Annotated in this window: 19 protein-coding genes; 1 reads left to right on the top strand and 18 read right to left on the bottom strand. The window is 51.9% G+C overall.

Going from position 1 to position 11,413, the window contains the following annotated elements; translation table 11 throughout:
• Window positions 1–625: 625 nt before the first annotated feature.
• The 18 genes from QMG44_RS23670 to QMG44_RS23585 form a co-directional block, all read right to left on the bottom strand.
• Window positions 626–829, bottom strand: a complete 204-nt coding sequence (locus QMG44_RS23670) for a hypothetical protein (RefSeq protein ID WP_232938109.1) — start codon at window positions 827–829, stop codon at window positions 626–628.
• Window positions 830–858: 29 nt separating this feature from the next.
• The gene (locus QMG44_RS23665) at window positions 859–1,350 is read right to left on the bottom strand and encodes a DUF5983 family protein (RefSeq protein ID WP_232938111.1); all 492 of its coding nucleotides are present in this window, start codon (window positions 1,348–1,350) and stop codon (window positions 859–861) included.
• Window positions 1,347–1,724 (bottom strand): TA system toxin CbtA family protein, encoded by a 378-nt coding sequence (locus QMG44_RS23660; protein ID WP_281853316.1) that lies wholly within the window; start codon window positions 1,722–1,724, stop codon window positions 1,347–1,349. Before QMG44_RS23660 ends, QMG44_RS23665 begins: the two co-directional genes overlap by 4 nt.
• Window positions 1,725–1,772: 48 nt before the next feature.
• Complete coding sequence (locus QMG44_RS23655; RefSeq protein WP_281853315.1) at window positions 1,773–2,132, bottom strand: type IV toxin-antitoxin system YeeU family antitoxin; 360 nt, start codon at window positions 2,130–2,132, stop codon at window positions 1,773–1,775.
• Between the two features lie 22 nt (window positions 2,133–2,154).
• On the bottom strand, window positions 2,155–2,376 hold the full coding sequence (locus tag QMG44_RS23650; protein WP_232938115.1) for a DUF987 domain-containing protein: 222 nt from the start codon (window positions 2,374–2,376) through the stop codon (window positions 2,155–2,157).
• A 20-nt stretch (window positions 2,377–2,396) separates the two neighbouring features.
• A complete protein-coding gene (gene radC / locus QMG44_RS23645; protein ID WP_232938117.1) occupies window positions 2,397–2,876 on the bottom strand; it encodes a DNA repair protein RadC in 480 nt (159 codons plus the stop codon).
• 11 nt (window positions 2,877–2,887) lie between these two features.
• Entirely contained in the window at window positions 2,888–3,373 is a 486-nt protein-coding gene (locus QMG44_RS23640) for an antirestriction protein (protein ID WP_281853314.1), read from the bottom strand.
• A gap of 16 nt (window positions 3,374–3,389) precedes the next feature.
• Window positions 3,390–3,644 carry a hypothetical protein gene (locus QMG44_RS23635; RefSeq protein WP_232938081.1) on the bottom strand — a complete coding sequence of 85 codons (255 nt, stop codon included), beginning with the start codon at window positions 3,642–3,644 and terminating at the stop codon, window positions 3,390–3,392.
• Window positions 3,644–4,462, bottom strand: a complete 819-nt coding sequence (locus tag QMG44_RS23630) for a DUF932 domain-containing protein (RefSeq protein ID WP_232938083.1) — start codon at window positions 4,460–4,462, stop codon at window positions 3,644–3,646. Before QMG44_RS23630 ends, QMG44_RS23635 begins: the two co-directional genes overlap by 1 nt.
• Window positions 4,463–4,569: 107 nt before the next feature.
• Window positions 4,570–4,803: a DUF905 domain-containing protein gene (locus QMG44_RS23625; protein WP_281853313.1), complete on the bottom strand. Its 234-nt coding sequence runs from the start codon at window positions 4,801–4,803 to the stop codon at window positions 4,570–4,572.
• A gap of 55 nt (window positions 4,804–4,858) precedes the next feature.
• Window positions 4,859–5,083: a hypothetical protein gene (locus QMG44_RS23620; protein ID WP_232938085.1), complete on the bottom strand. Its 225-nt coding sequence runs from the start codon at window positions 5,081–5,083 to the stop codon at window positions 4,859–4,861.
• Window positions 5,084–5,162: 79 nt separating this feature from the next.
• On the bottom strand, window positions 5,163–5,675 hold the full coding sequence (locus QMG44_RS23615) for a DUF4234 domain-containing protein (protein WP_232938087.1): 513 nt from the start codon (window positions 5,673–5,675) through the stop codon (window positions 5,163–5,165).
• A gap of 45 nt (window positions 5,676–5,720) precedes the next feature.
• Complete coding sequence (locus QMG44_RS23610) at window positions 5,721–6,191, bottom strand: hypothetical protein (RefSeq protein ID WP_232938090.1); 471 nt, start codon at window positions 6,189–6,191, stop codon at window positions 5,721–5,723.
• 46 nt (window positions 6,192–6,237) lie between these two features.
• Window positions 6,238–6,549, bottom strand: coding sequence for a hypothetical protein (locus QMG44_RS23605; protein ID WP_232938092.1), 312 nt, complete (start codon window positions 6,547–6,549; stop codon window positions 6,238–6,240).
• A gap of 14 nt (window positions 6,550–6,563) precedes the next feature.
• Complete coding sequence (locus QMG44_RS23600; protein WP_232938094.1) at window positions 6,564–6,830, bottom strand: hypothetical protein; 267 nt, start codon at window positions 6,828–6,830, stop codon at window positions 6,564–6,566.
• Window positions 6,827–7,555 (bottom strand): YafY family protein, encoded by a 729-nt coding sequence (locus tag QMG44_RS23595; RefSeq protein ID WP_232943016.1) that lies wholly within the window; start codon window positions 7,553–7,555, stop codon window positions 6,827–6,829. Before QMG44_RS23595 ends, QMG44_RS23600 begins: the two co-directional genes overlap by 4 nt.
• 262 nt (window positions 7,556–7,817) lie before the next feature.
• On the bottom strand, window positions 7,818–8,114 hold the full coding sequence (locus tag QMG44_RS23590) for a hypothetical protein (RefSeq protein WP_281853312.1): 297 nt from the start codon (window positions 8,112–8,114) through the stop codon (window positions 7,818–7,820).
• 347 nt (window positions 8,115–8,461) lie between these two features.
• A complete protein-coding gene (locus QMG44_RS23585; RefSeq protein WP_232938063.1) occupies window positions 8,462–9,235 on the bottom strand; it encodes a hypothetical protein in 774 nt (257 codons plus the stop codon).
• 1,750 nt (window positions 9,236–10,985) lie between these two features.
• Here QMG44_RS23585 and QMG44_RS23580 point away from each other — a divergent pair.
• Window positions 10,986–11,372: a hypothetical protein gene (locus tag QMG44_RS23580; protein ID WP_232938055.1), complete on the top strand. Its 387-nt coding sequence runs from the start codon at window positions 10,986–10,988 to the stop codon at window positions 11,370–11,372.
• Window positions 11,373–11,413: the final 41 nt, after the last annotated feature.

The raw sequence follows: 11,413 nt of genomic DNA, 5'->3' as shown, positions 1-11,413 counted from the left end.
CCATGTGAGAGTAGGGAACTGCCAGGCATCAATTAAAAGAACCCCGTACCGTATGGTGCGGGGTTTTTTGCTTTGGGGCCGAAATACACATCTGAACACCCAAAATAGTACCGCCAGACAAGGTGAAGCCACGATACGGTAACCCCAAACCCCATCATCTCTCTTCAGGATTCCCCAAACACTTCAGATCAGTACGGAATTTAGCGTACACAGGGCCACTTTAAGCGCCATGAAATACTGCAGGAACAGGTTTACGAGGATGTGACCGGAGAGTGGTTACAGGAGAGTTTATCAGACGCAGAAAAGCAAAAACCCAGCCATAGGCTGGGTTCTTTAAATAATGGTGCCGGACTCGGAATCGATGTGTTTTGTTATTTTGATGATTTACATGTCTATTTTCAAGTTTGATTTATTTTATACCCTCATTTGTACCCTCTGTCCTTTCTGGTGCTGGATTGGAGGATTCAAACTCAGGAACGAGCGGGTAACATCGAAGGAAAATGCTTCGGTACAATGTCGTTCATTTTATCAAGCAGTTCTGGCCTTTTGAAGCTGGTATCTAAAAGCGAAGCGCCAGCCGGTAAGGGCTGGCGTTTATACGTGTATGATGAGTATTGTCAGATGGCTAATCAGTTCTGGCCTGTTGCAGAAGCTGAAGATGACGGAGATCACGAACGTCCTGTAATGCCCTGGCGATATGAGGCAACAGCGCTGCGGAGTCGGTGCCGTCTTCGTCGTTGTCGAAAATAATCTCGCTGTCGCAATCTGTATTGGCTTCCAGCCAGTGGATTAAAATATCGAGAGCAGTTTCAGTGGTTAATTCTGGCATGTGAAAACCTTGTGGTGATTGAGGTGAGGTTACCAGTCAAAAGTGGCAAAGCCGGGCAGCACTTCGCCAAAGGCATCCAGATGAATAATGTCTGTGGAGTAATGACGGATAAGCGTCACGACTAACCGACGGCAGGCTTTCGACAGGCCGAGACGTTTGAGGCGTAATACCGGAAACGACCACGCACCCAGGTGGAGCAGATAACCCGAGCCGGTGTACAAAATCCACTCGCAGTCACCAAAGTCTTCATGCTGGTGTGAAAGGGTATACAGCAGGGTGTTGTCGGTTTCGGTGATATGGGCGGTGCTGCACTGAATGCCGTTCAGGCGGGCGACAGGCGGGAGCGGATATTCAACAATCCGCTTTCCGGGGGCATCAGCAACGCGAAGCGAATAACCGTTCTGGTTCACCACATCGATCAGGTGAGCCAGTTCAATACCGTCGATATCTACAGCGATCCGGCCCATGTTGAGGGCCAGTACGTTAATGGCATCGGCTTCCACGGTGAGGGACAGCTTCATGGTTGCACCTCTCGGTATTTGCCGGTGGTGATATCGCTCACCCTTCTGTAACCATTGCGTGTCATCAGTCCACAGGCCTTACGTGCGCGAAGGATATCGATACGGGTGAGAAGCGGCGACTGTGTTTCTGCCCAGAAATCGTGACTATCTGTACGAACCAGACCGAACTTCTCCACGATAAAATTCACGGCGTCGCACAGTGAGATACCAGCGTCGATATGCGCCTTGATGACACCGTCGTTACCAAACTGCGTGTCATTTAACGTCAGACCGTAGTGACGCTCCAGCAGGTGGTTCAGGAGGCGCTGCCAGATCTCCACGGGTGACGGGCGTGGTGAAACCTCCCGTGTCGGGGGAACAGGTTGTGTTTGCATAATGGAAACCTTTACTGATGAGTTAAACGAAGGAAAATGCCGGGCGGGTTATTCGGTTGTTGCAGGTGTCGGGTAAATCGCAATATAGACATATCCGCAACTGCCGAGTGTATCCGTGTTACAGGTCAACCCTTTTGCGTAGAGCGTGACGCCGTGCTGATGGCGGGGATTGAGTTCACCAGAAAGCAGCATCAGTTCCATTTGCTTTAACAGGACGGGAAACGCCTGGTCCAGATGGCGTAAATCTGCATCGCTGAAGGTCCCGGTGATGCTGGCACGGTCAGCGAGGTAATGCAGCCGGTTACCCTCCTGCACCAGACGGGCGCCAAAAAAGGGTGTGATATTGCGTTTAAGCCCCCACCTGGGTTCGGTGATATCGTGGTTTACAGACGGTATGTTATTCGACAATTTCACTCTCCTTAAATCTGAGTTAATTAAGTGTGACGCTCCGTAAGACGACATATGGGCCGTTGCGGTCCTGACGGCGCTCAGCGAAGACCGCGAGCACCCCGCGGATATCCTGCGCCTCCCGCCCGGCATAGTGGCAGACGCTGCCGGACCACTGGTACTTACCTGTGCAGAAGCGAAACAACCGGGACTGCGGGTGCTGGCGATATAACGCCATTGCCTGACGCTTGCTGATAATTTTCATCGGGTTACTTTCCTGTTGTGCTACAGCCAGCCTCTCTCAGAAAATGAGATGATCTCCATGCCACCGATAACCAGGTGGTCCAGCAGGCGAATATCAACCAGCCCAAGCGCCTGCTTCAGACGGGCGGTGATTTGTCTGTCTGCATGGCTGGGCTCTGCCTCTCCGGAAGGATGGTTGTGTGCAAGTATTGCAGCGGCAGCATTGTGCTTCAGACCAGCTTTCACGACCTCCCGTGGATGCACGGTGATACTGTTGATGGTGCCCATAAACAGGGTGTCGTGGGCGATGAGGCGGTGCTGGTTGTCGAGCCAGAGGACGGTAAAGGCTTCTCTCTCCAGTGGGGCAATCTGAAGTCGCAGCCAGTCCCGGACAGCCTGGCTGGAGGTAAAAGACGCGCCGGGCTCGCGTAACTGGCATTCCAGCAGGGTTAATGCTTCCCTGACAGTCTGCTGGTCGGCAGGGGCTAATTCACGGGCAAACAGCGGTAACGGTTGTTCCATAGCGACTTACCTCAGTCGATGATGTGCATGATGGCGCTGCATTCGGGGTGACTGAGCGCGTAGTCCCGCAGGCGGTAATAGTACTCCGTCATGGCGTCGCATTCGGTGCGCATGGCGTGCTGGCTGTAAGTCATCAGACAGACGGCAATCCCTGCGGCTTCAGCGCTGAGTTCACCGCCATTGCCGTTCATGGTGTTGAACAGCGACCATTGTTCATCACCATCCTCATTCGCTTCCGGGGCCATAAACGCGCCGCCGTTGCTCAGCGTGAAAAACTGCCAGATACCGCCGCTGTAGTCAGCGCAGAAGCGGTCCATCCAGGCGAAGACGGTCGGTTCGAGGATTATCCACTGCGGTATGCTGCCGAAGTGCTGCGGCCAGAAGCCGATGCGCTGCTCGTCGGGTACGAGTCTGGCGGTCAGTGCGGGTGCAGAACCGGCACCGGCAGGTTGGGGTTGTAACGGGAGGGTGTCGTTAAGGTTGATAATGTCGGTCATAGTCGTTTTTCCTTGTTTATTTCTCGGGTGGGGGATACAGGTTTAGCAGGAGCGACGGGCAGGACTGCGCATCGCCGTTCTCATCACAACAGGCGGGCCATATAGTGTCGGCGAGGCTTAACTGGCAGAGGCTGAGTTCTCCGGGTCGGTAGAGAAGATGTGTGCACCAGGCGCACAGGTCGTCATCAGAGATGGAGCGGCAGCCCGGAGCCTCATTCAGGGAAAGCGGATAAACGTCCGCCTGACGGGCATCGTCTGTAACATGCTGCATCAGCTCAGAGCCTGCTGCAGCTCTTCGGCCATCACCCAGAGCGCCCTGTTGAGCTTTACGTCACCGTCGATGCCGTTAACCGCACGTGTACGGGTACGTTTACCCTGTGCAGTGCGCCCCGGCAGGCCACCTTTCAGCAATGATTCCTGAATGCGGTTATAAACGGTCCACAGGTCGTCCTGACGATCCTCATACCGGCGTGGTGTCAGTATCTGCGCAGCGGTTACCGGCTGGTGTTCTTCGCCAAAGCGGTACGTCAGTGCAGCGTTCGCCAGGGCATGTTGTGCCGGTGGCGGCAGGCGTAACGACTGCATTGCATCGCGTTTCTCTTCCACCCGATCAAAGACGCTGAGCACTTCATAAGCCCCCTCAATCACTTTCCTGGCCACATCGCCACGATGCGGTACGCGAATTTCACCGAACGACTGTCCGCAGACGAGCCCGTTGGTGCAGATGGCTCTGAACAGCCCAGGCAGCATCTGATATGAGCTACTTCCGTCATGCGAGTTGAGCAAAATGATCTCCGGTACCTGCTGGCCATTGATCTGCCCGGCACGACGCAGACGTAACAGATGTTTGGTGTGCTCTCGTCGGGTCTGGTCACGAACGCGTGACTGGCAGGCGAAGAAGGGTTCAAAGCCTTCACGCTGAAGATTGTCGAGCAGGGTAATGGTGGGGATGTAAGCGTATTTTTCGCTTCTGGACTCATGGCGATCTTCACTGAAGACGCTGGGGACATGCTGCATCAGCTCTTCACGGGTTAAGGGACGATCGCGGCGTATCTGGTTCGTCCGTCCAAAACGGCTGGCTAAGCGCATGGTCAATTCCTTATGGTTGATGTAACGGCATAAACAAAAAAGCCATGCGCCCCGAAGGGAACATGGCCTGTTGGTGTGGTTGGTATTTGGGCGAGGCCCGTGGTGAGTCAGTCACCGGGGATACCGTGGCTGAGCAGATAACGGTTAAGCCATTCCCCGGCACCGGCTTCAAAATTCCACGCCCGCCAGAGTAATTGTCCCTCGTGGTCGCGAATGACCAGACGAAAATGCGTCCCCTGGTCATCTTCTATGGCGACGTTATGGTATGCCGCTACCACAGCAACCGCCTGCCTGCGGGTAAACGGGCCGGACGGTAGTGGGGTATCGTTGGTGTTGTGCATCGTCATCTCCTGATGAATGGCATAAAACAAAATGCCCCGCTCAGTGAGCAGGGCATCAACGGGAGGCTCCAGGTGTGGCGATAAGCTGCAGTATCTGCTCCATCAGCGCTGCGATTAAGGCACCTGCCAGCAGGGCTGCCGTCTGTCTGGCAATATAGATGCTGTCTTCGTCGTAACCTTCTTTGCGGAAGTGGTCTTCCACAAACTGCTGTGCCCGGCTGCTGGCGCACCATGTCAGTATCTGGCCCAGTGCAGAGACCAGTATGTTGAGTAATGTCATTGAGTTAAATCTCAGAGGGGACCCGGACGGATGGGGGCATTCACGGATGCCCCTGCCGGGTAATAATAGGAGAGCTGAGTTACTGCGGTGACGGAGACTCTGGCGGCACGGGGACCTGACCATGAATAATCCGGTGTTTCGCCAGTGCCTGCGGCATGTCGTTGATGCAGTACGTGATGTAGAAGACGTTGAAGAGTACGGTGTAGAACGCATTCATTCTGAGGTCGAAGCGGAAGGTGTTCAGCGCATAGTGTCGCAGTGCGGCTCTGGCCTTAAAGGCCCAGACGATATACATCACGCCACAGGCGAGTGACAGAATGCCGCTTAAGGCCAGCAGCGTGTCGCTGCCCGTATCGTAACCCGCCAGGTCCGGTGAGGCCATCACCCCAAACTGACGCCCGAGTCCGAAGCAGACGGCCAGCCAGATAACGAAGATATCGCTGCTTACCGGGTAACCGGTGGTCTCGCTGATAATCTGCTGTTTTCGGTACAGCCAGAGCAGTGGCCAGATGCCGCAGGTGGCGACGGTGAGCAGCACGAAATGCAGGGTGGGGGTCGCCAGTCGCTGGCTGAGTGTCGAAATGTCGGTCATATCGTATTGTCCTTGATTGATTTTGCTGTAAACAGGCGGGCGGGGCTACCCGGCGGTCAGTGTCGTGCATTCGGGCATATCAGCCAGAGCCTTGTGGACGTTGCCGGCTGAAGGGGTAAAGTGCCCCACTTTTTTGTCGTTGACGTAAACGTCAAACGACGTTGCCTTTCTGATGGCATCAATAAACGACAGCCAGGCGTTGTCGCCGTTACGCCAGCCGAGAGAGGATGGCAGGGGGAAAGGCTGGTCATCCGTGACGACGGTAATAGTGGTTTTCTCATCCTGTGAATCGGCACTCCTGCCGTCAGGCAGGGTGAGCATGACGTGATGCTGCAGGATATTCTGGTCGTCAGGGTTGCCGGTGCAGTTTAGGTTCAGCATGACGTTTTCCGGGCTGGTGATGATGTACTCGGTGACGCCCATACCGAAGCCACTGTTCCACATATTGGGGACCGCCTGTGCTGTGATGGCAAAGGTCAGTAATCCTGCTGACAGGATGGCGTGCATGAATCGCATGGTGTTTTTCCTTCTGAGTCAAAAATGTTGTTGAGGGTCAGCCGTGTTACATGAGTTGTTTACCCACGGCGATAAGCCCTGCCAGCCAGCCAATGCACTGTGGTCCCACAAGCCAGAACAGACGGGCCTTGAGTAATCCGGTCATTCCTTCACTGGTGTATACCGCATCCGGCATCAGCCACAGTCGCAGAGCGGCGCCAGCCGTCATACCGGCACCGGGGCCGAGCGTCAGCCAGAACAAGTACCCTATCCCCTGACCAAAACTGCGTATCTCGCCGGTACTCCCGAACACGTTAAACAGCACGACCACAAGCGCGATGGCGAAGGCAATCGCGAAATATTTAATAACAAGTACCATTTTTCCTTCTGTCCTTATTTTCTGCACTGCCGAGCGGCACTCAGCATGTTGTCCATGAAACGTGGAGGAACATAACCGTACTGCCGGTTCATTTTCTCCAGCTCCCCGTGCGTGTATTTCGTTTTGAGGTCGTCCCAGATACATCCGCAGACGGCGGTGGTAGCACCGCCGGATTTGCATCCCTGGATAAACTCGCGTTCATTTTTGTCGCCACAGCCGCTCAGGGCTACGGCAGACAACAGCAGGGTGAAGAGCAGCATAGGGGCTGCGACAGGTTTCACGATTTGACTCCTTTGGGTCTGGATGGATGTTCAGGGTGTTGTTCCCTGAAGGTGTGAATAACATCACTGATAAAGCGAAAGTGGGGCAGTGCGCTGATAAATCCCTCTTCAGTAATGAGTGAACTGATTTCGCTCCGGCGGCGGAAGGTTTGCTCTGAGAGTGAGGCCGAGATAATGTCTTCCAGCCGGAACACCCGAAGGCTCCCCCGGCAGCAGACGACCAGATACCAGTGCTGATGCCGGTAAATCAGGCGGTAAGGCTCCTGCTCATCGTGACGGACACCGCCGACCAGCAGGCTGACTACCCGGTGATGGTGAATGGCTTCAGCCAGGCGATGAAAACTGTCAGCCTGTGTCCATGCTGACGGTAAGTCGTGCCAGATAAAGCAGGGTGAGGTACCGGTTTCATTCATCAGCAGGTGCATCAGCTGCCGGTTCTGCGACGGGATAATGCGTGCGATACCGGTACTGCGGGCAAAGGAAACGGCCCCTGGGGAGTGATCATGCGTGGCGCTCTCACTCAGCCGATATGTGCCGTTCTCCCCGATAATGTCGAGGTGGACCAGTCGCTGATGGAGGTCACGACGCAGGGTGCGTATCGATACACCAAACTCCTCAGACAGCGTCTGAAGGGACAGTGTTTCTCCGGCCATTAACCGGCTGATAATGACCGATAGTCTGACAGCCAGCCGGTCATGGCGGGCCTCTTCATCGGGTCGTTGCATGGACGCTCCGTGTGCGATAAATAGGTTGATATTTCATGCGGTTATTATGCGGCGTGGGGTGGACAGGGTATGTCCTGCTCGGCAATGGAAGAGTAGAAAAAGTGAAAATTTACCTTTCAGTAAACAGACGAATTAACAAAGGGTTAGTGCCAGGTAGCTGAAAATACGACTACATGCTGACACGCCCTGTCATTAGTGGTGCCGTAGCGAGTACGGTCAGCTGCTCAGGCTTTGTGCAGGACCAGACTGACCCTTGTTAACGTTAAGGTGCACTGAAGATATGCTCACACTGCGTGCAACTGTATTCATCAAAGACGGTGCCATCCAGTTGTTCTCCGGCCAGAGAACCTGCCACCGCGCCCGCACAGGCGCCGGACAGAAACCCAATGAGCCCTCCGGCTATCGTACCGACAACCGGAATGACGGAACCTATCAGCGCACCGGCGGATGCACCTTCAAGCCCGGCAAGGCCTCCGGCTGTTGCGCCAATGACCCCACCCGTCTTTTTACCCACATGGCGCAGTCGTATGTTTTGCGAACCGCAATTCGGACAATGCATTTCTTTCTCCCTTATTACTGGCAATAAAAGCCTCCTGAATAAACAGGCGGGCCGTGTATAAAGACGGCCCTGATACCGGAACAGGAAGCAGGGCTGTGATTTAGCGCGATAAGCATACGCACGGGTATTTTGCGGGACCGTTGAACCGGGAGAAGGAATAACGACGGTAACAGGGTATCGGGGCCCCGTTTGGTCTGACTGGACACATTAACCTCCGTGAGTGAAATAAAAAACGGCAGCGATAGTGGCTGCCGTTCTCATGGAGGTAATATAGGTCTGAGATTTTTTTGAATGCAGTTTCTGGCCGTGTGATTGTTACTGCTCACTCTTTTTTCAGTGCAGGGTTCTCATTCACCGCCACAGGTTTTCCGGTAATGGTCATTAATCAGCGTTTCCAGCATATCGCTGATACGAACCCCGCTGCGTTCAGCCATAAAGTCCAGTCGCATTTTAGTTTCGTTCTTCAGGTATGTGTTAAGCGCTTTTTTATCGGTACGTGACTGGCGTAATTTTTGCTGGTTCCAGGCTTTATTCAGATTCAGCAGGAAGAGCCGTTTAGTATCCGGTGCATCGTCCCATAAATCAATTGCGGCACGCAGCGCTAAATTGCGCTCGGAATGATTCAGTGGCGTAAACCAGGTGCTCAATCCCGGTGAGGAAAGCATAAATGAAAGCCCACCGGTGGGGGCGTTTCTTTCTTCCTGTAGCGATTTAAGACTATTCCATGCCCACAGTACCGCCTCTTCCTCATCAGGTAACCATTTCAGCGGGACGGGCTTGCTGTAAATATTCTTCCACTGGTCTTTGAGCCTGTCCATTACCCGGCTCTTGAGGTGATTAACCGGTGGGGCAGGAATAATTATCCGGTCAAAGAAACTGAAGAGAAGCTGCATTCTTTCCCGGTGGCTTGCCGGGGATTTATTGAGCTGAAGGAACTGATACCAGTTCTGACCGAAAGAAGTATCCGTTGTATCCCTTGAACGAGAAATGCCAAGCTGATAGTCACTGGCTTCACAGAGATAACCCCATAACCAGAATGCGGCCCGCTCATCGCGTTCAATCCAGTCAAAACGGTCAGCCGGTAAGATATTTTCATCGCAGGCGGTATTCATTTCAGCCATGAGCCTGTTCTGCTGTTCTTTATCGGGGTAGTACTGATTGATGAGCTGGTTGACGGCATGATGACAGTTTCCTGCATCCTGACGATTAATACCCTCTGGTCTGATGTTTTTATTTATCCCTAACCAGTCAAGGTAAAAATGACAAATCCGGATGTCACGACTTTTAACGGGTGTTTGCCTGCCATCATTGTAATGTATTGCCATTATCAGTACCCCATAGACTAAACTACACAGTAGTGGTTGATGTAGTGATTACTGTAGCAATACAGTAGCACGATGATGGTTTTATCGTCACTGAAAAATACATCTGGTAGTCATCGTGAAGTGAGGTTGTGGTGTGATGCTGGTTTTCGCAGTGTTTTATCATGGTTTTATGGTTGTTGTTTTTCTTTTTTTATTTCTTTTCAAACAATCTCTGTAGGGATTTTACCTTTGAATCTACAATCTTCACATACTCATCTTACCCCTCATTCGCTCTTCTGCACACCACCGCCGCCACCCCGGTAGCGCTCCTGGTTCGCATCAGAAAGCATTTTTGACTTACCCATTGATACTTTCATTTCGTTGTTCAGAATCAGGTGTGCGGCCTTCTTCGGTGTATGCTGATACGGATGTTAATTCTGTTTAAGTCACTTCAGGTAATTCAAGGTTTGTTTGCCTTTAATCTGGGAAGTAATTCCAGAGTAACCTCTATGGAATTAATTGTAGATAAGTACTGTCTGGCGTGGCTATCTTCAACGTTTTCTCTGTGCTGAATATGTTGGATTGGTATTAATATATTAAAGAAGGGGTGTTATAGGGCATTATCATTAATGGTATTAACCAAGGGTATATCATCACCGGATGGAGTATACCGAAGAGGGTATTACCACCTAAAGGTAATCACTAAAGGGGTAGTACAATTGAATGGTATTCATTGACACAGTTAATAAATGTAGTGACTGCTGAGTACACAGTGTTCATTAAGGATCAGACATTAAGCAATGGGTATTTACATGAGTAGCCATTGAGTAATATGCACCAGAGTAAAAGTGAAAACGATTGATGTCAGTAATCTAATAATCACAACGACAGAACAGTAGCGTTTAAGGTGAATGTCCATACCTGATAAGTGATGGGGTGATTATCAACGGTTCTCTGTTAGCTAAATACATCTGGTCTTAACTGTAGGCATGGGGGGAATTGAATTGCAGTATCGCAATGACATTGGTAATGAGCGTTAATTGTTCAACCAGTTAACTGGCCAGTAGTGATTTTATTAGCATTGCTCTGCCTGCCTGATATTAATCCTTACGATACCTGTCAGTTACAGATACTACGGTGGACGATTATCCCTGAAAGCTTTCTGGATGTGTGTAAACAAGGTCATTGGTGGCGACTGTAAACGGGGTATTACCCGTGATGGTGATAATAGCCATGATTGTATGGCAAACAAAATAGCCAGATTGAGGTGATATGAAATACGTTGATTATCCTGGTAATAATTGTAAGTCATTCGATAATTCATTGCGCGTTGTAGTGCTTTATACCATTATGGCTTCCTGTAAGCCTGTATAAGCGCATTGAAGATCACGTTAGTGGCAATCTGTGGATGGGATGAATACGTCGCACCTGATGCGTTACAGCGCGTTTTAGAAGATGATTTAAACTGCCCGTTGGCTGATCAGAAAGTTAATATCCGTTCCTGCATTGTTTTCGGGAGATTGGGTACTGTATCGGGAGTTTAGCCAACCGGAGGCAGACGTTATCCATGAAAGCAGACGTACAGTACGAGTTTCATCATTTTGGTATCCCGGTGCAGGACGGGGGGAGCACCGGTAAGTTCAGTGCCAGCGCCGGTCTGTATACCACGGATAATCCGGGAAAGTTTCGGGTGCAGTGGCATCGCTTTACCGATGACTCACCCTTGCATCCGTTACTGAAAACTGTTCCTCATGTGGCCTTTAAGGTCAGCAGTCTCGCTGAGGCGATTGCGGGCGAGACGGTTATCCTGGGGCCTTATGAACCTATCGATGATTACCGGGTGGCCGTTATTGATGACGGTGGTGTACCCATTGAGCTGATTGAGACCACGCTCGGCGATGAGGAGCTGTGGGCACGTGCAGCATCCGGTCAGGGGAGTCTGTATCGCACGTAAGTGCCTGTAATAACTCCTTCAGATTAACACCATGCCAAACT

The sequence above is a fragment of the Enterobacter sp. 200527-13 genome, from assembly GCF_027924865.1.
In the GTDB taxonomy this organism is placed as follows: domain Bacteria; phylum Pseudomonadota; class Gammaproteobacteria; order Enterobacterales; family Enterobacteriaceae; genus Enterobacter; species Enterobacter ludwigii.
Note: the sequence above shows the minus strand (reverse complement) of the source record. Positions and strands in the feature narration are given on the sequence as shown.

What these genes read in the sequence shown, in the direction of transcription:
- QMG44_RS23670 (WP_232938109.1), bottom strand. Translation starts at nt 829, where the DNA reads ATGCCAGAATTAACCACTGAAACTGCTCTCGATATTTTAATCCACTGG.
- QMG44_RS23665 (WP_232938111.1), bottom strand. Translation starts at nt 1,350, where the DNA reads ATGAAGCTGTCCCTCACCGTGGAAGCCGATGCCATTAACGTACTGGCC.
- QMG44_RS23660 (WP_281853316.1), bottom strand. Translation starts at nt 1,724, where the DNA reads ATGCAAACACAACCTGTTCCCCCGACACGGGAGGTTTCACCACGCCCG.
- QMG44_RS23650 (WP_232938115.1), bottom strand. Translation starts at nt 2,376, where the DNA reads ATGAAAATTATCAGCAAGCGTCAGGCAATGGCGTTATATCGCCAGCAC.
- radC (WP_232938117.1), bottom strand. Translation starts at nt 2,876, where the DNA reads ATGGAACAACCGTTACCGCTGTTTGCCCGTGAATTAGCCCCTGCCGAC.
- QMG44_RS23640 (WP_281853314.1), bottom strand. Translation starts at nt 3,373, where the DNA reads ATGACCGACATTATCAACCTTAACGACACCCTCCCGTTACAACCCCAA.
- QMG44_RS23635 (WP_232938081.1), bottom strand. Translation starts at nt 3,644, where the DNA reads ATGCAGCATGTTACAGACGATGCCCGTCAGGCGGACGTTTATCCGCTT.
- QMG44_RS23630 (WP_232938083.1), bottom strand. Translation starts at nt 4,462, where the DNA reads ATGCGCTTAGCCAGCCGTTTTGGACGGACGAACCAGATACGCCGCGAT.
- QMG44_RS23625 (WP_281853313.1), bottom strand. Translation starts at nt 4,803, where the DNA reads ATGCACAACACCAACGATACCCCACTACCGTCCGGCCCGTTTACCCGC.
- QMG44_RS23620 (WP_232938085.1), bottom strand. Translation starts at nt 5,083, where the DNA reads ATGACATTACTCAACATACTGGTCTCTGCACTGGGCCAGATACTGACA.
- QMG44_RS23615 (WP_232938087.1), bottom strand. Translation starts at nt 5,675, where the DNA reads ATGACCGACATTTCGACACTCAGCCAGCGACTGGCGACCCCCACCCTG.
- QMG44_RS23610 (WP_232938090.1), bottom strand. Translation starts at nt 6,191, where the DNA reads ATGCGATTCATGCACGCCATCCTGTCAGCAGGATTACTGACCTTTGCC.
- QMG44_RS23605 (WP_232938092.1), bottom strand. Translation starts at nt 6,549, where the DNA reads ATGGTACTTGTTATTAAATATTTCGCGATTGCCTTCGCCATCGCGCTT.
- QMG44_RS23595 (WP_232943016.1), bottom strand. Translation starts at nt 7,555, where the DNA reads ATGCAACGACCCGATGAAGAGGCCCGCCATGACCGGCTGGCTGTCAGA.
- QMG44_RS23590 (WP_281853312.1), bottom strand. Translation starts at nt 8,114, where the DNA reads ATGCATTGTCCGAATTGCGGTTCGCAAAACATACGACTGCGCCATGTG.
- QMG44_RS23585 (WP_232938063.1), bottom strand. Translation starts at nt 9,235, where the DNA reads ATGGCTGAAATGAATACCGCCTGCGATGAAAATATCTTACCGGCTGAC.
- QMG44_RS23580 (WP_232938055.1), top strand. Translation starts at nt 10,986, where the DNA reads ATGAAAGCAGACGTACAGTACGAGTTTCATCATTTTGGTATCCCGGTG.